Origin of the sequence: Methylovulum miyakonense HT12 (assembly GCF_000384075.1) — a bacterium.
GTDB classification, from domain to species: Bacteria; Pseudomonadota; Gammaproteobacteria; order Methylococcales; family Methylomonadaceae; genus Methylovulum; species Methylovulum miyakonense.
Genome location: NZ_KB913025.1, coordinates 3,488,793 through 3,509,290 on the forward strand (window position 1 = coordinate 3,488,793; position 20,498 = coordinate 3,509,290).

Here is a 20,498-nt window from a genome sequence, read left to right on the forward strand (position 1 = left end):
TCCTACATTAATTGTTCTATTTGCTTGATTTTTGACAATAATTCAGGAAACTGGATGGGCTTGTAAAGCAAAGCGTCGCCTCCCGCCTCTAGGACGTGTTGTTCGGTGTCGGCAGCGACCATTCCTGTTAACACAATGGCTGGCGTGGTGGCATTGGCTTCTTCACGTAGCCAATGCAAAAAGGCCAGGCCATCCATTTCAGGCATCATCAAATCAAGGATAATCAAATCCACTGGCTGTTCGGATAACACCTTGACCGCATCTTTGCCATTATTTGCCGAAATGATCCCGTACCCTGACTTTGTCAATACCAATGATAGTAAGCCCACAAAGAAAACATCGTTTTCAATGAGCAATATCCTTCTAATCTGAGGTTTTTCCATATCCATTTATAACTATAAAAATCTCTTTAACATTAACGTCACCGTTGAGCCTTTGCCTAATTGGCTGGAAAACTCAATGTGCCCCCCCCAAAATTTGACGGCCTGGGCCACTTCATCCATTTCTAATTCTTCGGCCGGCAGTTGTGGGATTTGTCCGTCCAGTTGTTGTAGCTTATTGCTGGCGATGCCGATGCCGTTGTTGCGGAAAAAGAAATGCACCCATTCATTCTTTTCTTCGATGGTTATCCACACATCCGAGCCTTCAAAAGTATCATTCAGCATTATTGTCAATAGGGTGTGGAAGGTCGAGTACAGCTCGTTAGGTGACGCCAACACTAGGGAAAGTAGACGGGGTGAATTTACCTGGATTTTGATGGCCCTTAATGCGGCGTATTCGGTTAGGGAGCTGACGGCTTTTTTTAGGGGTTCTTGCCCGTTTATCGGATAACAGCCTAAGTTTTCCGCCAGGCTTTCGATATCAATGTTCATTTGGGCATTGACCGATTCCAGGGTGGCCAAGGTCTCTTCGATTTTGCCCTTAATGCTTGAAAGTGCGAACCCTTTTTCTTCAGTGGAGGTCGCCGTATCCTCCAAAATCGTCAAAGCGAAAACCATGGTGGCGAAATCGTTGCGCATCTGAAAATTAAAACGCTCGAACATTTGCTCCTTTAAGCGGTAAATGGCTTTTAATTCGGTGACGTCCTCCAGTTCGCATAAAATCCCTATGATTTCGAACACCGGTACGGATTCGTCCGTCTGGAGATTCATATCCTGTAATTTTAAGGGTTGGATATGTAAAATAAAATCCCGTCCGGCCTTAAAATGCGGGATAGGCAATGAAAGCATTTCCCGGTCAAAAATGGCCTTTTGCATAATGAGCCGGGCTTCCGGCGCATCGTAGCCAGTCACGGCCGCTATAAAATCCATGGCCGTTAAATTGTAAAGTTTTAAGTCCTCGGATTTCGCCAGTTCTTCCATATTATTGTTCAGCAATAGCACCCGCCCAAACAAATCGTACAAGACACCGCCAGTGTTCAGGCTATTGAACACCTGCTGCAATTCGGCTATCCGTTTATCCAATAACACCAATGATTTGCTGAGCATCTGATAAGGTTTTGAACCTTGGCTAAAGCTTAAGTAAGACAAAATATTATTTTGTTCTTGTGCCTCACGTTTTTGCCATTCTTGCCGATAATATAAGATTTCACTGATCTGCGTCATAAACGCATGGGTCAAATCGAGGAATTTTTGCGTAGGCCGCACCGCCTTGGATGCTACGGTAAATGCCCAAAAGCCCAAAATATCCCCGGCAAAAATTAAGGGGGCCAAATATTGCTGTTCTTCAATGCCTATAGGCCTTAAATAGGGACGTTCAAGTAACAACGGTTTTTGTTCCTGGATGACGGTGCTATAGGGTGTCCGCTGGAAATCGCGGCGGGCCTCGCCCACATCGGAAATGCTGCAATTGAAGGCCTTGATTTCTTTTAAACGGTGGTCATCGGGAACGCGCTCCAGAAAAATCATACGGTTTAAGTTTAAGGTCTGGTTAATCATGATGATTAATTGTCCCCAAGGGTCTTGGGAATAATAAAAACTGACAGGGAAAGCCTTTTCCTGCAGATTGACAGACAAATTGAATAGCATGGCGTCGAGCACTTGGTTTTCTTGGACAATACGGTAACGCCAGGCCACGGCAAAAGCTAACCATTGCGCCGTCAATAAAGGGACTGGCGGCACCCAAAAAAACATCCCTTGGAGCGCTAGCCAACAGGCCAAGGTGTAAACCAACGAAGACACCAGGGACAAACCCAAGGCATGCTGGAAATCCATTTGCTGGCAAAACATCAGCGTCGCCAATGTAATCACCAAGATCAACGGTAACATCCAAATATCCGGCAATACCCCAATAGCCCTTTGGGCCAATAATGTATCCAGGCCAAATGCATGGTAAAGCACGTCGGAAGTTTCATGGCTGGCGGTTGACAGGGGGGTAAAGTAAGTGCTCAAAGGTTCCAAACCATAGATGCCTACCAATACGGTGTGTCCTGCGATAAGCTCCTTAACTAAGCCGCCTGCCGCCGCTTGGGCCAATTTGACTTTAGGTATCCGCGCGCTACCGCCAATGAAATTAATTAAGTAATCCGGCGCCGCCAGCGCCGTCGGCCCGCCCAATAAAGTCTGGGCTGCACGGTATTCCAGGCTTGCGAAACTCCGTCCATCAATGCCGATAGTGCGGCGCTGGGTGCGGTAAATGCCGCTTTGGTTGGGGGCGGCTTCCACTAAGCCAACCGTCAGGTTTTTACCCAGCGCCGCGGTGGGAAAATCCTGTAACGTAGGTGGGGAATAAGGGTCGCTATTTAAGACATGCCGGCCAAAAACAACTTTGCCGGAATCCGCCGCCAATTGATAGAAATTGGCGGATACCCGTTCAGGCAGGAAGTTAAACACGACTTGTTTTGCATCTTGCGCCAGCAAGCCCTTTAGCAAAGGCAGCCAGACCTCATCGCCGCGTTCGGCGTATTGTTTGTCACCATCAAAAACGATCAATTGCCCGGAAGCGCTGGCGTTAATGTAATTGCGCATTAAATGGTCGTAAGCAAAGCCATTCAGTGGATTAAAGACGGCAAAAATATGCGCGAGCCACACTAAAGAAATAATGGCCGCGCCAATATTTAATGCAGAGTATCGCTTATTGTTGAGGGGCATTTAGATTAAAAATTTATTCTGAATGTAAGTGTTTGTATTATATTAAAAACTTTAATTTTGGTTTTTGTATGTCGTGGCGTCTGTTGGGTTTGAAAGGAGCTGACCGGGATAATGCCCTTGATTGTGGGTTCAGGGGATTATTTTACACCACATTTGATGTGGGGGTTTTGATTGGCGCAGGTGTTGGCAACCTTTTGTGGCGCCACCATTCCGGTATGGGTTGGGGCCAGGGCTAAGGATGGCAACCGCAAATATAGGCGATGGGGCACCTGCTTAAGCCCTTTAGGGAAGCCGAAGCGTCTTGTCTTCAGGGCGTATATGAATGGCATTGCTTACTCCGGGGCTGTAGAAATGTGCTGCCTACACTAATACATAATTGTTTTTAATATGTTTTTTCATCAACAACACTATCGGTAGCCCCGCCGCCGCGACACTGCCCATTTGGGTGTTTGGCCTGTACGGACAGGCTTATCAAATGGATTACGGCACAGCGGCGGCCCAATACGGGTTAGTGGTAGGCTTTTGCCTAGTTAATGTGCTGTAGGGGCGACGACACATAAAAAATGTTGGGGGTTATTGCTCTCAAACCGGATGACCCTATTGACAATATCCTCTGCGCTGCTGTCACCGATTGGGCCGGCCGTGACCCGTCCAGTGGCTGAACTGACCAGATGGACGTAACTCTGGTAAGGGCCGCCAGCCACCGTTGTGTTGGTTAAAAACTTAGCCTCACCGTACAGAGGTATGTCATTCGGAGCCTCGCTGCCGGGATTGCAGGCACCGAAAAAAATCAAGCCGTCCGCCGTTACCAGGGAAGTTAGGGAGTTGGTGAACAGCAATAAGCGTTCCGGGGATATTTCAACGTATGACTTTAGGTTGAACAGCGGTTCGCGGCAAACCACTTCACAGATATTGATGCGGGATTCCTGTATCTCCTTACGGGCAGTTGCCAGTTTCTCGGAAGAACAATAACGCTTGAAGCAAGCTTGGTCTAACGGCTGTAGCTGTTTTTCCAGTCCCTTTAACTGATGCCGGATGTCGATGGGATCCATCTGCACCAGTTCCAGCCAATGTGCGGAGATATAATCGGTAAATATTTGATTTTTATTGATATTAAATTCAATCGACAAAACCTCCCTAAGTCCAGGTTGGGATTCGGAAAATTGCAGCAATTTGCCATGGGTGCCAGTTATCGTGAAATCTTGCCAAAACACCTGGTCATTGAGTATCGGGTCATCGAAACCGCCATGGCCGATAAAAATTAGCCGGTCAAAAGGGGGAGGCTGTTGTAATATTTGTCCGGCCTGTTGGTAATAATCCTCCCAACTCCAAATATCACGCATTTGCCTGACATCCGCCTTAAAGCGGTTGCGATAAAAGGCCGCTATTTTGTCGGCGGGTTTCTCGGCCCACCTCTTGCTCCCAATGGTGCCGGAATCTCCGCTCAGCAAAGGCACAATCAGTACCCGCCTTGGCGGTTGCAAATAGCTCAAGGCCCCATGTGTGGACTGGCACGACAATAAGATAGCATCTACGCTGTAAACACTGTTCGTGCACAACCACAACAAAAAAGTAGCCAGAAACCGGATGCTCAGACTATTGGTCACGACAAGGCCTCATTAAAAAGTCCAGGTGCTGGTATATTGCCCTTACATTATGGGCCAGGGAAGTATTGGAACCACTAATAATTTGGGGCAAAATTAATTTTACCCTGAAACAAGAAACCTGTGCCCATCTTTGACAAATCGACGGAACAATGGCAACCGCTAACCTTTTTAAAAACATACCCAAACATTTGCCCGAAGAGTGGTTTGAAACCTTATGCAAAACCGGGCAGGTGCATATTGAGCGGATTGTGTCCAGAGGCCATGTGACAGCGGAAGCTTATTGGTATGACCAGGATTGGGCGGAATGGGTGGTGTTGCTGCAAGGGCGTGCGGTGCTTGCGTATGAAGGCAGCTCGTCCATTACCCTGAATCCCGGGGACTATGTGCTGATACCTGCACATACCAAGCATCGGGTGGAATGGACGCAGGAGGATGCCGATACGGTTTGGCTGGCGGTGCATCTGCTGGAACCGCCAGCGGGTTAGTAACTTCGCGGACAACAACCCGAAGCCCGGCAACTTTGGCCATAGGGCGCCCTATGTTTTCAAGCACCCGTATGGCTTAAAATTTGGCTATGTCACCGTTAATTGTGGAAGCCTTAAATGACGCGGCTTTGAGCGAAAGCCGCAATCCGCATTAAATAAGGCTTTGCGCCGAACATAAAATTTTTTCAACAACTAACAGTGACATAGCCTAAAATTTAGATAATCGCTGACTGTTTGATGATCCGTCTTAATTTACGCATAAAACCCTCCATAGGCTTTCTTTTGTAATGGTTCATGATGCCGTCAACTTTGTTGTAGACTTGGTCGTGCATGTGGATTTTTCTTTGCATGGCGTTTTCCTCATTTTGAATGGCAAGGGTTAATGGGGTCGGTAACTGCGCATTTGCCCAACCAGCACGCCTTGGATTTCAACTTGCTCAGGGCGGTAGGAAAGGGCGGTCATGGTGGCATTGGCGGGCAGCAGCAAGACTTGGCCTGCGTTTTGCTCAATGTATTTCAAAGTGGCTTCGGAATTTTCGATGAGGGCGACGACAATCTCGCCGTTATTGGCGAAGCTGCGTTGCTCGATCACCACCCAATCACCATCAAAGATTCCGGCTTCAATCATGGAATCGCCTTTCACTTGCAAGACATAGCAAGGTTTGTCGCTTTTTAGGGCTTCGGGCACGGTCATGTAACTGACGGTTTCCAGGGCTTCAATCGGTTTGCCGGCGGCGATGGAACCGACAAAAGGCAAGCCTTGTTCAACAGCATCCCCTTCCATACGGGCTTGGACGGTCAACCGGACCCCCCCTTGCTTATTGCCATTAAACGGTTCCACTAGGCCCGCATTGATCAGCGCCACGATGTGTTTGTACAAGGAGCCGCGCGAAGCCATGTCCAATGCGGCACAAAGTTCGTCCAAACTGGGCGGGCGGGTAAAGTGGTCTTGGTTGTCGCGGAGAAAATTAAAGATTTCCCGTTGGCGGCGGGTCAATACGTCCATGGGGGGGGGCAGCTCTCTTGGTTGGTTTAAACTTGGTGTTAGCTTAACAAAATTTTTTCATAACGCAAGAAAAAAGAGAACAAAAAGAAAACATGGTGGTTTCATAGCAGGGAGGCAAGCCAAGTTTCCACGTCGTGGAGCACTTGCCCGCGTTCGGGTTCGTTGAACACTTCGTGGTATAAGCCTTTATAAAATTTAAAGGTTTTGTCTTTAGAGCGGGCTTGCCCGTAAAGCAGGTGCGCCCCGGCGGGGTCGACAATTTTGTCTTCGCTGCCTTGCAGGACAATAAAGGGCAGGGTGATTTTATCCAATTCGCTAGTGGCCCGGTGCATGGCTTTCAACAATTCCGCCGCCAAGCGGGCAGGTGTTTTGCCGTGGAAAACCAGCGGGTCATTGGCGCACGCCGAAACGGTTTCCGGGTCACGGGAAAGGGTGCGGGTGTCTAAGGCCATCAAGCCTTGTTTGGGCGCAATGATGGAGAGCAGTTTGCCAAGCATGATGATGGCGGGAGGGATGTTTGCGCTAACTTTGAGGCTGGGCGAGGAAATGACCGCGCCGTGGAATTTGTCCTGATGGCCGATCAGGTAGTGGGTCGCCACTAGCCCGCCCATGCTATGGCCGAGCAGAAAAATGGGCTTGCCGGTTTGGGCGTTGTTGACGAGCCGGTAAAAAGCCGTCAGCGTGTCGGTGTAGTCGTCAAAACGTTCAATATATTCGCGGCGGCCTTCGGATTTGCCATGGCCAATATGGTCAAAGCCATAGACGGCGTAACCCAGGTTGGCAAAATGCGCGGCGAGGCGCCCATATCGCCCGCAATGTTCTCCAAGCCCGTGGACAAGCAGCAGCACGGCTTTGGCATCGGCTTCGGGGCACCATGCCTGATAATAGATGTTGGCGTTGCGCACGCCTTGAAAATAGCCTTCGATGTGGTTCATAGCGCGTCCAAATCTAAGTGTATGGCTGCCCAAGCGGCACCGTCAATTTAGCCGTCATCAAGGACCCACTTTATCATTGAAGGGTAAGGCTTTATCCCCATTTCTTCCGCCCGCTTCCCGTCGGCTGTGAGCCCAAGCCATTGCAGCATAGGCACTCCAAAATACCGCCCTTTGGTAAAGTTTTCAATGAGTGATTCTGACTCGCCGCGATAGCCCCCATCGTGGAACACGCAGGATGGCTCCAAGCCAAGATGCACCAATGCGGCATAAGACCAGGCGATTGCCATCATTTCCTCGGCGGCTTTCATGCCCACGTTATTTTGGGTTTGCTGCCTTTTCTGTGCCGGGATGACTGCCAGATGTCCGGCTTCATGCAACAAGTCGCCGGGGTGGAGCAGTTTGGATTCGTCGATAAGGATGGTGCCGTGTTCTATGCTGATGCCTGGCAAGAATGTTTGCCGGGCCAATTCGGTTTTCTTTACCGGGATGCCAATATCAAGAAAAAATTGTAGGATCTTCTCTTTCGTAGCCAGTTCAGGGTTATCAGTCATAAGCGCAAGTCCTATAGTTGGTGTGGGCGGGTTTTGTTGGCCTAACGGTAAGCAAGGTTTTGGACATCAGGAAAATACAGGCATCACCGATGCCATGCAGTCATTTTTATGTTATCGAATTGATGTTACGCAGACATTTTCTGCAAATTGAAAATAAAAAATAGTGAGTCGCTATCGCGACGACTATTTAATCGGGCTCCCGCACCCTAAGGCGGCGCGGCCTTCGGGCCTTAGGCGCTCCGGCGTTAATGTCCAATGCGATGATACGATAGCCGCCTTTACCTTCAAAACAAAAATAATTGGGCGCTAGCCGGGCAATACGGGGTTTATGGATATCTGGCATTAAAAAACCTAGCGGTTTTAAATGGCTATGTTTTTGCAATAGAGGGGCCATGTCGGGGAAGCGGCCGCAGAAGTGCCTTGGCAGTTTGCCATAATGCCGTGCTTAAGCGAAAATGCCGGCCTCTTTCCCGGAATTTGGGATGCTGGTTGAGTCCAGTTCCCATAAACCTCCCCATACAATCTCTTATTTTCAAAACCATGGATCTTATATTACTGATTAAAGCCTTTATTTTGGGCATTGTTGAGGGCTTGACCGAATTTTTGCCAGTGTCGAGCACCGGGCATTTAATTCTCGTTGGCGACTTACTGAGTTTTAACGATGACAAAGGCAAAGTGTTTGAAATTGTCATCCAGGTCGGGGCGATTTTGGCGGTTTGTTGGGAATACCGCGTCAAAATCGCTACGGTCATCAGGGGCCTGCCTAGCCAGCCATCAGCGCAAAAATTCGCCTTGAACTTGGCGGTCGCCTTCATGCCGCTGGCCGTTTTGGGGTTGTTGTTTGGCAAATTTATCGATGTGGTCTTGTTTAAGCCCATTCCCGTGGCATTGGCGTTTATTGTCGGGGCTTTTGTGATTATTTGGGCGGAAAAACGTGACCATAAAATCCGTGTGCAAGAGGTTGAAGATTTGTCTTGGCAAGATGCGTTAAAGTTGGGTTTCGCCCAAGCCTTCGCATTGATTCCCGGGACTTCGCGCTCAGGGGCTACCATCATCGGCGGCCTGCTGTTCGGCTTGTCCCGTAAGGCCGCAACCGAATTCTCATTTTTTCTGGCCATCCCGACCCTAACGGTTGCCAGTGCTTATAAGCTATACAAGCATCGTGAAGCGTTGGATTTTGCCGCCGACGCACCTTATTTTGCAGTAGGTTTGGTCGTGGCATTCCTTAGCGCCTTAATCGCCATCAAGGCTTTGTTGCGCTACATCAGCCACCACGACTTCATCGCTTTCGCGTGGTACCGCATCGTCTTTGGCCTGATCGTGCTGGCAACGGCGTATAGCGGTTTGGTGCAGTGGACACCTTGACACCAGAATTGATTAAGGCCGCCCTGGCGGCAGCCCCGGCAAGCCCGCAGATATTTATCGGGTACAGCGGTGGCGTCGATTCACATGTCTTGTTGCATTTGTGCGCATCCAGCGCCATGCTGAAAGGAAGGGTCACAGCGGTTTATGTGCATCATGGCCTGCAAGCCGAAGCGGGTCAGTGGGCGGTACACTGTGAAAAGGTTGCCCATGGTTTAGGCGTTAGTTTCAAATCCTTGTGCGTCAACGCCCGTCCGCAAACTGGCGAAAGCCCTGAAGAAGCGGCCCGAAATGCGCGTTATGCGGCGTTGGCGGCGTTACTGGGCCAAGATGACGTGTTGCTGGTCGCCCAGCACCGTGAAGACCAACTGGAAACGGTCTTGTTGCAGCTGTTCCGTGGCAGCGGCTTACGCGGTTTGTCGGGTATGCCGGAGCGCATGGCGTTTGGTGCGGGATGGTTGCTGAGGCCGTTGTTGGATATTCCCAAGCAAGCGATAACGGAATATGCCCAAAGCCATTCGTTGGGTTGGGTGGAAGACCCCAGTAACCAGCACAGCGACTATGACCGCAATTTTTTACGTAACGAGATTGTGCCCTTGCTGAAACGGCGTTGGCCCGCGTTGGACAAAACCGTGGCGCGCGCCGCCGGGCATTGCGCCGAGGCCCAAACGCTGCTGCACCGGTTTGCCGGCCAGCTAAGCGACACCGCCATTAATGCCGACCATACCCTGTCGGTCAGCCACCTGTTGGCACTGCCCGAGGTTGAGCAAAAACTGCTGGTCCGCCATTGGTTGCAAGGCTTAGGCGAAAAAATGCCCTCGCAAAACGTCCTCAAGCGGCTCCAATCCGAAGTGCTGGCGGCCCGGGCGGACGCCGCACCTTGGGTGTCCACATCCGGCTATCAGCTACGCCGTTATCAGGACAAGCTGTATTGCTTGCGCCCGGATGCCACGGCCCTGTTGGCTGGCGTTTGGCCTAAAGGGCAACAGTCCTTTGCTATCACCGGACAACGGCGGTTGGCCTGCGTCCCTTCATCACGCGGCATAGCCAAAGCGGTTTGGGAACAAGCCCATGTGGACATACGCGCACGGCAAGGCGGCGAGAAAATCCGTCTTCCCCATCGGCAAGGCCGGCACAGCCTGAAAAACCTGTATCAGGAAGCGGGTGTCCCACCATGGGAAAGGGAATTGATGCCACTGATATATCTGGATGGCCAGTTGGCGGCGGTGGGGGCGAATTGGATTGGCGCGGAGTTTTATTGCGAAGCGGAGGCCGGGTGCATGGCTTTTGTTGTGCAAACTGCCGATTGACCCCCGGCCTTCCTGTGGACGGCAACCCCGTTATGGCGCTGCCGGTGCCACCGTAGATGCGTTGCAGTACAAGTCCCTACGCCGGGTCAACTGCCAAAACCTCACTGTAAACCGAACCTTGCCCAAAGCGCACCGTCAACTTGTCGCCCACCTGCACTTGCGTGCTGGAGCGTACGACATGCCCTGAAGCCGTCTCCGTCGCTAGCGCATAACCCCGGTTTAAGGTCGCCAACGGGCTTACCGCGTGTAAAGTTTGGCTATGCGCCGCCAACTGCTGGTTAAGCCGGGCCAGTTTATGGCGCATGGCATTTTCCAAGCGTTGTTGCAAATAGGCTTGCTGTTGTTGGAACTGGCTGATTTTTGCCGCCGGATGGTGTTGCCATAGCCGCGCGGTTTTGGCTTCCAGCCAATGTTGGTGATGGTGTAGTTTCCTTTGGACCGCTTGGTTCAGGCGCATTTCCAATTCATCCAGGCGTTGGGCGTTGCTGGCGAGTTTTTGCCCTGGATGCTGCTGTTGCAGGCGTTGTTTAAGCCAGTCCATGCGCTGTTGCTGTTGCCCGATCTTGCGCCGGACCAGTTGTTGCAAACGCCGCTCAAGCCCGACCAATTGTGCCAGCCAGAGTGGCCCGTCGGGCGTGGCGCGCTCGGCGGCGGCGGACGGGGTCGGCGCACGGGCGTCGGCGACAAAATCGGCAATGGTGAAATCGGTTTCGTGGCCGACGGCGGAGATCACCGGAATGGCGCTGGCAAAAATCGCCCGCGCCACGGTTTCTTCATTAAACGCCCACAAATCTTCCAGCGAGCCGCCGCCGCGCCCGACGATCAGCACATCACAATGCCCGTGGTCATTGGCGGTGGCGATCGCCTTGGCGATTTCATGCTTGGCATTGTCGCCCTGCACGGCAACCGGATAAATGATGACTTCCGCCACCGGAAACCGCCGCTTCAACACCGTCAAAATATCCCTGACCGCCGCGCCGCTGGGCGAAGTGACCACGCCTATGCAATCGGGCAGGGCAGGCAAGGGCTTTTTGTGTTGGGCGTCGAACAGGCCCTCGTCCGCCAACTTGCGTTTTAGCGCGGCAAACGCCAATTGCAACTCGCCTTCGCCCGCCGCTTCGATGCTCTCGACGATCAACTGGTAATCGCCACGCGGCTCATACAAACTGACCTGCGCCTTCACCCGCACTTGCTTGCCATTCTCCGGTTTGATTTTCAGGCCGCGCTGTGAGTTTTTGAACATCGCACAACGCACCTGCGCCTGGGCGTCTTTCAGGGAGAAATATAAATGTCCGGAAGAAGGTGCGCTTAAGTTGGAAATTTCCCCTGCCACCCAGACAGACCAGAAATGCTCGCTGAGCAATTGTCCGACGGCGCGGTTAAGCTGGGAAACGGTTAGGGTTTTGTGGGTTCCGGTGGGGTTTGAATAAGGCATAAGGGGAGTTAATGTGAATCTACCTGCTAGGGGAACAATAAGCTATGGCCGGCAGGCTTTAATTGTTAAGTGATGGCATCCGGATTTTCGTGAAGCCGTCAAAATGCGTTTTAAATTCTGCGCGTAGCTGTTGTTTTTGGTTTTGCAGAACCTCAACCAACAATTGCCATGCCACTTGTTTTGCCGGAGGCAATTGTTGCAAAAATTGAATTTGCACACACAAATCTTGGTGTGCGCCTAAATTGTCTTGCAGTCTTTTCAAGCTGTTGAGTAGTTTTTCGGTGTTTTCGTCAGGGTAAAACTCACCAAAAAACTCTAATAGATAACGCAGTTTCTTACACCGCTTGCGCAAATCATGAAAAATCTCATCGGGCGTATCTAAGGTGATTGACTGTCCCTGCTTTAAGATCGCCAAGTAATTTAGCCGGATACGTTTGTCAGCAAAATGCCCAATAGGGCGATTGGCAAATTGGGCTTTCATCGTCTTTGGCGTATAGAGGAAAACTGACCAATCCGTTAACAATTTTTGGTAACGCCCAGAACCAAGCACTTTCACCATTTCATCATAAGCCATAGCTTGTTCCGCCAGTAAGTGCTGATTTAACAGTAATAAATCATGTTCAGTAGTGGCTGGCAATAGGGTTTTGTAATATTGCAAATGCTCTAAGTGGACATCCATATCACGCACTTTGCTGGTCGCACCAAACAACCAAAAAAATTCAGCACGGAAATGCCCAATAGCCTGTTTATGAAAAACTTGTTTGAATTGGCTTAATAAACAACGGGTGCGACGTATGGCGACACGGTAATCATGCAAAGATTCCGTGTCGCTACGGTTTAGAACATCATTCTTATTTTTGCGGATGGTGGCAAATAATGACAAAAGAATCGCGTTTATGGCTTCTGGTATTGTATTTTCTGTAGATAGCTTAAATTTTTTCATAGCAAGGTCGGCCCATATAGTGCGTAGCATAGCGTAGTGCGGCTTTCGCGGCTTGGATGCCCCGGCTTCCTCTATGGACTTAATGCCGTTCATAGCCAATCGCAAGAATACGCTTATCCTATTGGGTTTCCTAATAAATAGGGCTGATAAGCGGCAATCCTGAATTAACAGGGCAACGCGCTGCGACAAATGGTGGTTGCCGCGTGTGGCGTTGTTGGAAAGCTTACAGGCCAGACAGGTGTGAAATCGTTGGCAGGCCAATGGTTTTAAATATAATTCATTGATTTTTAACGAATTATATTGTAGTTTTTAGTCGCAATATATATGGCATTTTATTTGCTTTAATTATAGCCAGCCATGATTGTCCGCATCATGGGCCAACGCGTTTTACGCGATGTTTTTCTACTAGAACCGAGGTATTGATATGATCGAAGTTATTGTGTTTTGCTTGCTGGCACTGGCCATCACCGCCTATGTTTTTCTGCCCTCCCAACGTTCCAATGCCAGCAAATTGGCAAGGGAATTGGACATCCCGGAAGATTCAGTGCTAAGACGGCACTTCCTCACCCATTTACGGTACGAAGACCCCTTGCTCGCCACTGAATTGGAAAAACGCTTGGCAAGGGGCTAATTCCTAAGGGTCGGGGCTAATTAAGCACAGGTGTTTGGCCACATACTCCGGTGTCCAGTAACGCCGAAGTATGTGGGCCGTAAAGAACGTTGTGACAAGGGCCGGAACAGTTTTACCCACAGTGTAGGCGTGATAGCGGCCCCGTCCCGTAGCGCTTTGGAGCAGGGATGCCGTAACCTTGATATGACTTAAGTAACGGATACGCCAAGAAAATAACGAAAAATAGTGACCTAGTGCCCTTCGTGGTGAATACAAAAGCTTAAAAGGCTTTTGGAGGATTACTTATAAATCCTGCTTTATATCCGCTTGTAGGGTAGGCCAGCGGATAAACGCAAAAACCCAAATCATGGCGATGTTGACGATAGGGACCAATAACACCAACACCCACCAAGCCTCGAAACCGGCTTTCCGCACGATGCGGATACCCAGCCATAGGCAAAACGCCACATACACTGGCAGCAATACAAAAAACAACGTCATCATCGATCCCCCGTTTCATCTTCTTCACGCAAATTAGGCCAAGGCAGCAGGGCCAATTGCATGAAAACCAAAAGCAGGCCGAAACCGGGCAAGAACACTAACGCAGCCCAGGCCGGATGAAAGCCAGCTTTCCTATAGATCAAACCCACCGGGATGAAAATTAACAGCCCGACAATAAAGACCTGAAAGACTTCGGGAAACATTATCATAAGTCACCACCCTTATTAAAAATAACCTATAAGGCAGTTTCGCGATAGCAAACCGCCAATACCTTCAAAGGCTGGCGGATTGCCCGAAGGCGAAGCCGCCAGCCCTATCCGCTTAAGCCAACTTCCCTTTAATAAAACCAAGCACATCCGCCAAAGCAAAGGCTTCATTCTCTTTTGAAGTCCGGCTTTTGTATTCAACAATCCCGTCATCCAAACTTCTGTCACCCACGACGATGCAATGCGGGATGCCGATCAGTTCCATGTCCGAGAACATGAAACCGGCGCGGACTTTGCGGTCGTCCAGCAACACTTCCAGGCCCGCGTTTTGCAAATCCTGGTACAAGGTTTCCACCAAAGCCCGCAGACGTTCGGATTTGTGCATGTTCATCGGCAAGATGGCGACTTGGAACGGCGCGAGGTTTTTCGGCCAGATGATGCCGCGCCCGTCGTGGTTTTGCTCGATGGCCGCCGCGACCACACGGGAAATGCCGATGCCGTAACAGCCCATCAGCATGATTTGGTGCTTGCCGCCTTCGTTGATGATGCCCGCTTTCATGGCGCCGCTGTATTTGCTGCCGAGCTGGAAGATATGGCCGACTTCGATGCCGCGAGCCAAGGTGAGGTGGCCTTTGCCGTCGGGGCTGGGGTCGCCTTCGACGACGGTGCGCAAGTCGGCGGTTTCAGGCACGGGCAGGTCTCGTTCCCAATTGACACCCTGGATATGTTTGCCGTCTTGGTTCGCGCCGCAAATAAAATCGGCCATCAGCGGCACGCTACGGTCGGCGATGATGGGCATGGCCAAGCCGATGGGGCCGATGGAGCCGGGCTTGCAACCGCAAGCAACGATGATTTCTTCTTCGCTGGCGAAGGTCAGCGGCGAGAAAACGCCCGCGAGTTTTTCGGCCTTGATGGTGTTCAAGTCGTGGTCGCCGCGTAGCAGCAAGGCCACCAAAGTGTTTTCTGCTTCGCCTTTGACGATCAAGGTCTTCAGGCATTGGGTGGACTGAATCGACAAAAATGCACAGACTTCGTCAATGCTGTGCTGGTCAGGCGTATCGACCAAAACCTTATCGGCAGTTGGGGCAGGGCGTGTGCCTGTGGGCGCAAGGGCTTCGGCTTTTTCGACATTCGCCGCATAGTCGCTTACCGTTGAGAACGCAATCCCATCTTCGCCAGAATCTGCCAAAACGTGGAACTCATGCGACACCGCCCCGCCTATCGAGCCGGAATCGGCGATCACCGCACGGAACTTCAGGCCAAACTGGTTGAAGATATTGGTGTAAGCGCGGTACATCACTTCGTAAGTTTCTTGCAAGGAAGCCTGGTCTAAATGGAAGGAATAAGCATCTTTCATGATGAATTCGCGTGAGCGCATCACGCCAAAACGCGGGCGGATTTCGTCGCGGATTTTGGTTTGGATCTGGTAATAGGTGATCGGCAATTGTTTGTAACTTTTCAATTCGTTACGCGCCAAATCGGTGATGATTTCCTCATGCGTGGGGCCTAGGCAAAAATCACGGTCATGGCGGTCTTTCAAACGCGCCAATTCCGGGCCGTATTGTTCCCAGCGTCCGGTTTCCTGCCACAATTCCGCGGGTTGCAAAGTCGGCATCAGCACTTCCAAAGCCCCGGCTTTTTCCATTTCATCGCGGGTGATTTTTTCGACCTTGCGCAGCACCCGCAGGCCCAGCGGCAGCCAAGTGTACAGCCCGGCGGCGAGTTTGCGGATGAGCCCGGCGCGTATCATCAGCTGGTGGCTGATGATTTCGGCATCGGCAGGGGTTTCTTTGACGGTGTTGAGGGGGAACTGGGTTGTGCGCATGATGATTACAGTTTGCCAATAAAAAGCGGGTATTTTACAGATTTTTGCTGGCTTCCCAAGTGTTTGCGGGTTTTATCGGTTATTCCTGGCCATTAGGCGTGCCCGGACAGCCGTCCATTAAGCTTGGCTAATAACCCTGGGCGGGACGGGGTTTCGCAACCCCGTCCCAAACGTTTTGAAATGCCGACAATCAATCAAAACGTTATGGAACGGGTAGCAAACCCGTTCCAGCAGCTTAGGCTGCTCTTCGGCACTTTCAGATTAACGTTTAACTTTAATATACTCCCCCCGCGCTTCACGGTTAGAGCCCACGACGATCCGTTGCAAGCCATTGGCCGTCTGCTCCAAGGTGCCCGACACTTCAACCTGTTCGCCTGTAAACGCCTGGCCAACATAAGTGGCGGTGAAGCTGATAACCGTTTGGATGGTCGGATGGTCGGTCACAAACTGCGCCGGATAATCAAAGCTGTAGCTGTCATCAGTGATTTTGCATTGCACCGTGACCGCCCCGTATTTTTGGCAACCGTCAGCTTCGGCCTCACTGGCATTCAGCAAGCTGAGGTCAAATTTTCGTCCGTTAATCAGGGCCTTGTTATGTTTGCGCCGTTCATGCCAGACATATTCTTCATAATTTAAATCCGCTTCACGGCGTTGGTAAGATTGTCGCCAGTCGGTTTCCGTCAAATCCTCCAGCTTGCCCCGTGCAATCAAGTCGCGCACTAAAGCCCGGCAGTGTTGGAATGTGGCGCGGTCATAACAGACCAGATCAATGTCCGAGGCGGGGTTTTGCACGCCTAAGAGCACCGACCCCGTTACGCCCAAGCTGGCCAAATCCAAGCCGTGCCGTTGCAATAATCGCCCTAGTTGATATAAATCCTGTTCTACGGCATCTTGCGGAAGCGTCCGCATGATCGCTTCCAAGCGCCCGCGCGGCTGATGGTGCCGGCTGATTTGCGGTACCGCGACGGCGTGCAAGTCGGCGGCCAGGCGTGTGGAAAAATGCAGGTAATCAGGGTGGTGCGCTTGCAAATAGGTGTTGGCGGCATGGGTGGGGTATTTTTTCCATCCTGAAGCTTCCAGGACATAGCGCAAGAAACACAGCACCTTGCCATTTTCAATGCCGTGCGCCACCACGGCAAATAACAGCCCTTCGGCGGTTTCTATAAAATCTTTCGGGTAAAATAAGGGGGAGGTATCCATCAGGTATCACACAGGGTAAGCAAACATGTTTGCTGTTATTATGCCATTGAAGAGTCCTTTCAGGTTTTTATACCCTCTCTGGGGCACAAGAAACCTGAAAGGACTAGCTTCCACGATTTCATCATTTACTTTCTTATGCCCAGATTAGCAAATTATTTCACCCGCGCACTTTGGCTTAAAGTCCACCTGTATATCGCACTTTTGGGCGGATTTTTCTTTGCCTTGATAGGGCTGACGGGAAGCCTGAACGTTTACCGTGCCGAGCTGGACACCTTACTAAACCCAAAGCTGGTGATTGACAACCCGCAAGGGCAACACCAATCCTTGGATAAAATCATCGCCGCCGTCAAAGCCGCCCATCCGGACCGCCACGGCAGTTGGACGTTGGAGCTGCCGCAATCGCCTAATGAAATGCTGACGGCTTGGTTTGAAAAACCGCAGGAAACCTATTTTGATTATTACGCGCCGCTGATGGTGTCGGTGAACCCTTACACCGCCGAAGTGGTGGATAGCCGTTTTTGGGGGAGTACGGCGATGACGTGGTTGCTGGATGTGCATACCCAACTTCAGCTAGACCAATTCGGCTGGCAATCTGTCGGTGTGTTGGGCGGGCTGATGATGGTGTCCATCGTCACCGGATTAGTTTTATGGTGGCCTGTGGGAGGCTTCCGGCAAGCGTTCGCGTTCCGGCATAATAAAGGCATGATGCGTTTGCTGATGGATTTGCACCGCTGGCTGGGTTTGCTCGGTGCCGGCGCGCTGTTGGTGTTGGCCTTCACGGGGATGCAGTTGAGTTACCCGCAAATCTTGGAAAGCTTGACGGGAGCGGAAGATATGGGGCACGGCAACAACGGCAAACCCGTATTGAGCACGGCGCGGCCGAATAACCGCCCCGTGCGTTTGGAAGAAGCCGAGTTCATGGCCCGTGGCCCGTTCCCCCGCGCCACGTTAAGGCGGGTGACCACGCCAGTCGGTGAGAACGGCACCTACCGCATCAACCTGCGCCAATCCGGCGAAGCCAACCAAAAACACCCGTTCACGATGGTCTGGGTAGACCGCTGGAGCGGGCAAATCAAAAGCGTCCGCGACCCCAGCCTATTTTCCTCCGGCGAAAAACTGATGACCTGGATGTGGCCTTTGCATACCGGCGAAGCCTTAGGCGGGATGGGGCGGTTTGCGTGGTTTGTTGCGGGGCTGTGCCCGGCCTATTTTTATGCCAGCGGTTTATTGCACTGGCTGCATAAACGCGGTGTGGTGCGCGACCGTCCGGTGCGTTGGGATAGGCTGCGGATCGGCGCATTGCGGTTATGGGCTAGTTGCCGGCGTATTGGGTTGGCTTGTCTGCCACATCTACAGGCCCTGTTGAAACGGGGCATGCGATTGGGCCGTTTATGGGGGGAAAGATTGGTGGTTTGGTTGGAGAAGCGGCAATAACGGAAAGCCATATCGTGCAACAATTTTGTTGTGCAAATTATTTGTTGCGCCAAGCCGGACGGGTTTTCAAAACCCGTCCGGCATAGGAAGATGCGGCGACTTATTTGCCGTTTAAAAACGCCACTTAAGAACCATTGATAACGGATGCTGAAAACCGTATTATAGCTATAAATATAGCCATAATACGAGTGAAAACTTATGAAAACCAGCACCATAGCCGAAGCTAAAAACAACCTCTCCCAATTAATCCATCAATTAGAATTAGACGAAGCCATTCATCTGACCCGTCATGGCAAACCTGTTGCTGTTATGCTATCTGAAGCAAATTACCAAAAACTCACCTCAAAAAATAATAGCCTATATCAAGCGATCCAAGAATGGCGTAGCCAAAGGGATACAGATGGGGCGTTAACCGAATCGGAACTGGGCAATCTACGGTCGGCTAGCCAAGAACGGGAATTCACATGGGACGAATAAGTTACTTGCTCGATAGCAATATCCTCTCAGAACCCGCCCGCGTAAACCCCGATAATAATGTGTTACGGAACTTCGCCGGACAGGATGGTAAATACGCAACAGCGGCGATAGTCTGGCATGAAATGGTCTACGGCTGCGAACTGCTGCCAAGCTCCAAAAGAAAAACACAAATACAATCCTATCTGGCTATGTTACTGGCTAACGGTTTGGTGATTTTGCCGTTTGATCAAGCGGCGGCAGATTGGTATGCCAAAGAAAGGGCCAGATTAAAACGGGAAGGCAAAACTTGCTCTTATGCCGATGGCGAAATCGCCGCGATTGCCGCTACGCAGAGTCTGGCTTTAGTGACCCGTAATAGCCAAGATTTTGAAAACTTCCAAGGCTTGGTTTTAGAAAATTGGTTTGATTAAAAATCTTGCTAAGTCAAATAATCGCAGACTGAAAAGTAGTCAGATTACATTTGTGAATTAGGCTCTATATGGATTTTTTGGGATTTTTGCCAACAATGCACGGCGACCCCATATAATCATCGTCACCGCCAAAATATCCGTGCCGCTTAATGGATAATTTATCTTCGCTTAAAAAAACGTATTCAACATCAACGAGATAACGCCTGCTGATAGCACACCCAGCATCCATCTATTTAACTTTAGCTCACCGTCAATACGTTCAAAACGCACATTCATTTCTGCTTTAATTTCATTTTTGGCTTCGGTTAAATCATGTGCAAAATTTGCTGAAACGTGTTTTGCAACTGAGCCGATTATGGGGGAGGAAGTTGGTGGATTGGTTGGAGAAGAGGCAATAACGGAATAGCCATATCGTGCAACAATTTTGTTGTGCAAATTAATTGTTGCGCCAAGCCGGATGGGTTTTGAAAACCTGTCCGAAACGTTTCTGCTTCGATAAAAGATTGAAATTACTCCCATCTCATTCTAAAACCGTTTAACTTTAGAACGGGCAATGAAACCCAGCAGGTTGTGCATTTGCTGGTCGTTCATGGGCGAACCCAGTGCCAGTTGGTTGTTTATGCGTGCGGCCTTTTCTTGCAGGGTTAACGTACAGGGCACTTGATACAATCCGTTCCGCCGCACTTCATGGATCAGGTATTCGGCCGGGTTGAGCCGTGGCGAGTAGCGGGGCGTATGCCAAAAGCTGAGGGTATAGTCCGGTAGCTCGACTTGCTGTGCGATGTCGGCCAGCCACTGCTGGACACTGGCTTCCATTTTTTTGCCGTGGATTTTGGCATTGTCGAGCAAAAAGGTCAGGTGTTTGAAGCCTTGCTGTAGGTAAACCAAGGCGGTCAGCACAACAATCCCTATCACCGTTTCCGTCGAGCTGTGTTTTTTAAAGTCCACCCGCGTGCTGCCGCGTTGCACGTCAACGGTCAAAAAGCCGTTGAGTTTTTGCCGATGGCGTTCGTCGCTCCAGATTTTGGGCTTGGTGTTTTTTTCGGCCCACGCATAATGCGTGTAAGGCGTGCTTTGCAAAGCAAATTCATCCAACGCGATCAAGGCGCTGT

22 protein-coding genes are annotated in these 20,498 nt (G+C 50.7%); 7 read left to right on the top strand and 15 right to left on the bottom strand.

The features are described 5' to 3' along the window. Positions 1 to 2: 2 nt before the first annotated feature. From METMI_RS24465 to METMI_RS0117105, 3 genes are all read right to left on the bottom strand, one after another. Entirely contained in the window at positions 3 to 389 is a 387-nt protein-coding gene (locus METMI_RS24465) for a response regulator (protein WP_083930381.1), read from the bottom strand. Positions 390 to 395: 6 nt separating this feature from the next. Beyond that, on the bottom strand, positions 396 to 2,966 hold the full coding sequence (locus METMI_RS0117090; RefSeq protein ID WP_232215246.1) for an ATP-binding protein: 2,571 nt from the start codon (positions 2,964 to 2,966) through the stop codon (positions 396 to 398). Between the two features lie 653 nt (positions 2,967 to 3,619). Continuing rightward, on the bottom strand, positions 3,620 to 4,696 hold the full coding sequence (locus METMI_RS0117105; protein WP_019867521.1) for a hypothetical protein: 1,077 nt from the start codon (positions 4,694 to 4,696) through the stop codon (positions 3,620 to 3,622). Positions 4,697 to 4,845: 149 nt separating this feature from the next. On the opposite strand from METMI_RS0117105, the gene METMI_RS0117110 reads away from it, so the two are divergent. Then, the gene (locus tag METMI_RS0117110; RefSeq protein ID WP_019867522.1) at positions 4,846 to 5,181 is read left to right on the top strand and encodes a cupin domain-containing protein; all 336 of its coding nucleotides are present in this window, start codon (positions 4,846 to 4,848) and stop codon (positions 5,179 to 5,181) included. 215 nt (positions 5,182 to 5,396) lie between these two features. Here METMI_RS0117110 and METMI_RS28185 read toward each other — a convergent pair whose 3' ends face one another. The 4 genes from METMI_RS28185 to METMI_RS0117130 form a co-directional block, all read right to left on the bottom strand. Next, a complete protein-coding gene (locus tag METMI_RS28185; protein WP_019867523.1) occupies positions 5,397 to 5,531 on the bottom strand; it encodes a hypothetical protein in 135 nt (44 codons plus the stop codon). A 29-nt stretch (positions 5,532 to 5,560) separates the two neighbouring features. Next, the gene (gene lexA / locus METMI_RS0117120) at positions 5,561 to 6,187 is read right to left on the bottom strand and encodes a transcriptional repressor LexA (protein ID WP_019867524.1); all 627 of its coding nucleotides are present in this window, start codon (positions 6,185 to 6,187) and stop codon (positions 5,561 to 5,563) included. A 101-nt stretch (positions 6,188 to 6,288) separates the two neighbouring features. Next, the gene (locus METMI_RS0117125) at positions 6,289 to 7,122 is read right to left on the bottom strand and encodes an alpha/beta hydrolase (RefSeq protein ID WP_019867525.1); all 834 of its coding nucleotides are present in this window, start codon (positions 7,120 to 7,122) and stop codon (positions 6,289 to 6,291) included. A 47-nt stretch (positions 7,123 to 7,169) separates the two neighbouring features. Next, entirely contained in the window at positions 7,170 to 7,673 is a 504-nt protein-coding gene (locus METMI_RS0117130) for a hypothetical protein (RefSeq protein WP_019867526.1), read from the bottom strand. Positions 7,674 to 8,213: 540 nt separating this feature from the next. On the opposite strand from METMI_RS0117130, the gene METMI_RS0117140 reads away from it, so the two are divergent. Beyond that, on the top strand, positions 8,214 to 9,038 hold the full coding sequence (locus tag METMI_RS0117140) for an undecaprenyl-diphosphate phosphatase (protein WP_019867528.1): 825 nt from the start codon (positions 8,214 to 8,216) through the stop codon (positions 9,036 to 9,038). Further along, positions 9,026 to 10,345, top strand: a complete 1,320-nt coding sequence (gene tilS, locus METMI_RS0117145) for a tRNA lysidine(34) synthetase TilS (protein WP_019867529.1) — start codon at positions 9,026 to 9,028, stop codon at positions 10,343 to 10,345. Before METMI_RS0117140 ends, tilS begins: the two co-directional genes overlap by 13 nt. A gap of 76 nt (positions 10,346 to 10,421) precedes the next feature. Here the strand turns inward: tilS and xseA are convergent, their stop codons facing one another. Continuing rightward, the gene (gene xseA / locus METMI_RS0117150; protein WP_019867530.1) at positions 10,422 to 11,780 is read right to left on the bottom strand and encodes an exodeoxyribonuclease VII large subunit; all 1,359 of its coding nucleotides are present in this window, start codon (positions 11,778 to 11,780) and stop codon (positions 10,422 to 10,424) included. Between the two features lie 58 nt (positions 11,781 to 11,838). After that, a complete protein-coding gene (locus tag METMI_RS24470; RefSeq protein ID WP_198007939.1) occupies positions 11,839 to 12,723 on the bottom strand; it encodes a CHAD domain-containing protein in 885 nt (294 codons plus the stop codon). 424 nt (positions 12,724 to 13,147) lie between these two features. Between METMI_RS24470 and METMI_RS24475 the strand changes: the two genes are divergently transcribed. Then, positions 13,148 to 13,354 (top strand): hypothetical protein, encoded by a 207-nt coding sequence (locus tag METMI_RS24475; protein ID WP_019867532.1) that lies wholly within the window; start codon positions 13,148 to 13,150, stop codon positions 13,352 to 13,354. Between the two features lie 282 nt (positions 13,355 to 13,636). On the opposite strand, the gene METMI_RS0117165 is transcribed toward METMI_RS24475, so the two are convergent. The 4 genes from METMI_RS0117165 to METMI_RS0117180 form a co-directional block, all read right to left on the bottom strand. Next, positions 13,637 to 13,837 (bottom strand): hypothetical protein, encoded by a 201-nt coding sequence (locus tag METMI_RS0117165; RefSeq protein WP_019867533.1) that lies wholly within the window; start codon positions 13,835 to 13,837, stop codon positions 13,637 to 13,639. Beyond that, the gene (locus tag METMI_RS0117170; RefSeq protein WP_040572802.1) at positions 13,834 to 14,043 is read right to left on the bottom strand and encodes a hypothetical protein; all 210 of its coding nucleotides are present in this window, start codon (positions 14,041 to 14,043) and stop codon (positions 13,834 to 13,836) included. The genes METMI_RS0117165 and METMI_RS0117170 overlap by 4 nt, the downstream gene beginning before the upstream one ends. A gap of 112 nt (positions 14,044 to 14,155) precedes the next feature. After that, the gene (locus METMI_RS0117175) at positions 14,156 to 15,865 is read right to left on the bottom strand and encodes a proline--tRNA ligase (RefSeq protein ID WP_019867535.1); all 1,710 of its coding nucleotides are present in this window, start codon (positions 15,863 to 15,865) and stop codon (positions 14,156 to 14,158) included. Positions 15,866 to 16,126: 261 nt separating this feature from the next. Beyond that, positions 16,127 to 17,065 (bottom strand): nucleotidyltransferase domain-containing protein, encoded by a 939-nt coding sequence (locus METMI_RS0117180; protein WP_019867536.1) that lies wholly within the window; start codon positions 17,063 to 17,065, stop codon positions 16,127 to 16,129. A 135-nt stretch (positions 17,066 to 17,200) separates the two neighbouring features. On the opposite strand from METMI_RS0117180, the gene METMI_RS24480 reads away from it, so the two are divergent. From METMI_RS24480 to METMI_RS0117195, 3 genes are all read left to right on the top strand, one after another. Continuing rightward, on the top strand, positions 17,201 to 18,499 hold the full coding sequence (locus METMI_RS24480; RefSeq protein ID WP_019867537.1) for a PepSY-associated TM helix domain-containing protein: 1,299 nt from the start codon (positions 17,201 to 17,203) through the stop codon (positions 18,497 to 18,499). 198 nt (positions 18,500 to 18,697) lie between these two features. Continuing rightward, positions 18,698 to 18,976 carry a type II toxin-antitoxin system Phd/YefM family antitoxin gene (locus tag METMI_RS0117190; RefSeq protein ID WP_019867538.1) on the top strand — a complete coding sequence of 93 codons (279 nt, stop codon included), beginning with the start codon at positions 18,698 to 18,700 and terminating at the stop codon, positions 18,974 to 18,976. Further along, positions 18,964 to 19,386 (top strand): type II toxin-antitoxin system VapC family toxin, encoded by a 423-nt coding sequence (locus METMI_RS0117195; RefSeq protein WP_029151770.1) that lies wholly within the window; start codon positions 18,964 to 18,966, stop codon positions 19,384 to 19,386. The genes METMI_RS0117190 and METMI_RS0117195 overlap by 13 nt, the downstream gene beginning before the upstream one ends. Before the next feature lie 168 nt (positions 19,387 to 19,554). Here the strand turns inward: METMI_RS0117195 and METMI_RS27940 are convergent, their stop codons facing one another. Further along, on the bottom strand, positions 19,555 to 19,905 hold the full coding sequence (locus METMI_RS27940) for a hypothetical protein (protein ID WP_232215247.1): 351 nt from the start codon (positions 19,903 to 19,905) through the stop codon (positions 19,555 to 19,557). Between the two features lie 6 nt (positions 19,906 to 19,911). Beyond that, the gene (locus METMI_RS0117205) at positions 19,912 to 20,490 is read right to left on the bottom strand and encodes a transposase (RefSeq protein ID WP_019867541.1); all 579 of its coding nucleotides are present in this window, start codon (positions 20,488 to 20,490) and stop codon (positions 19,912 to 19,914) included. Positions 20,491 to 20,498 lie beyond the last annotated feature (8 nt).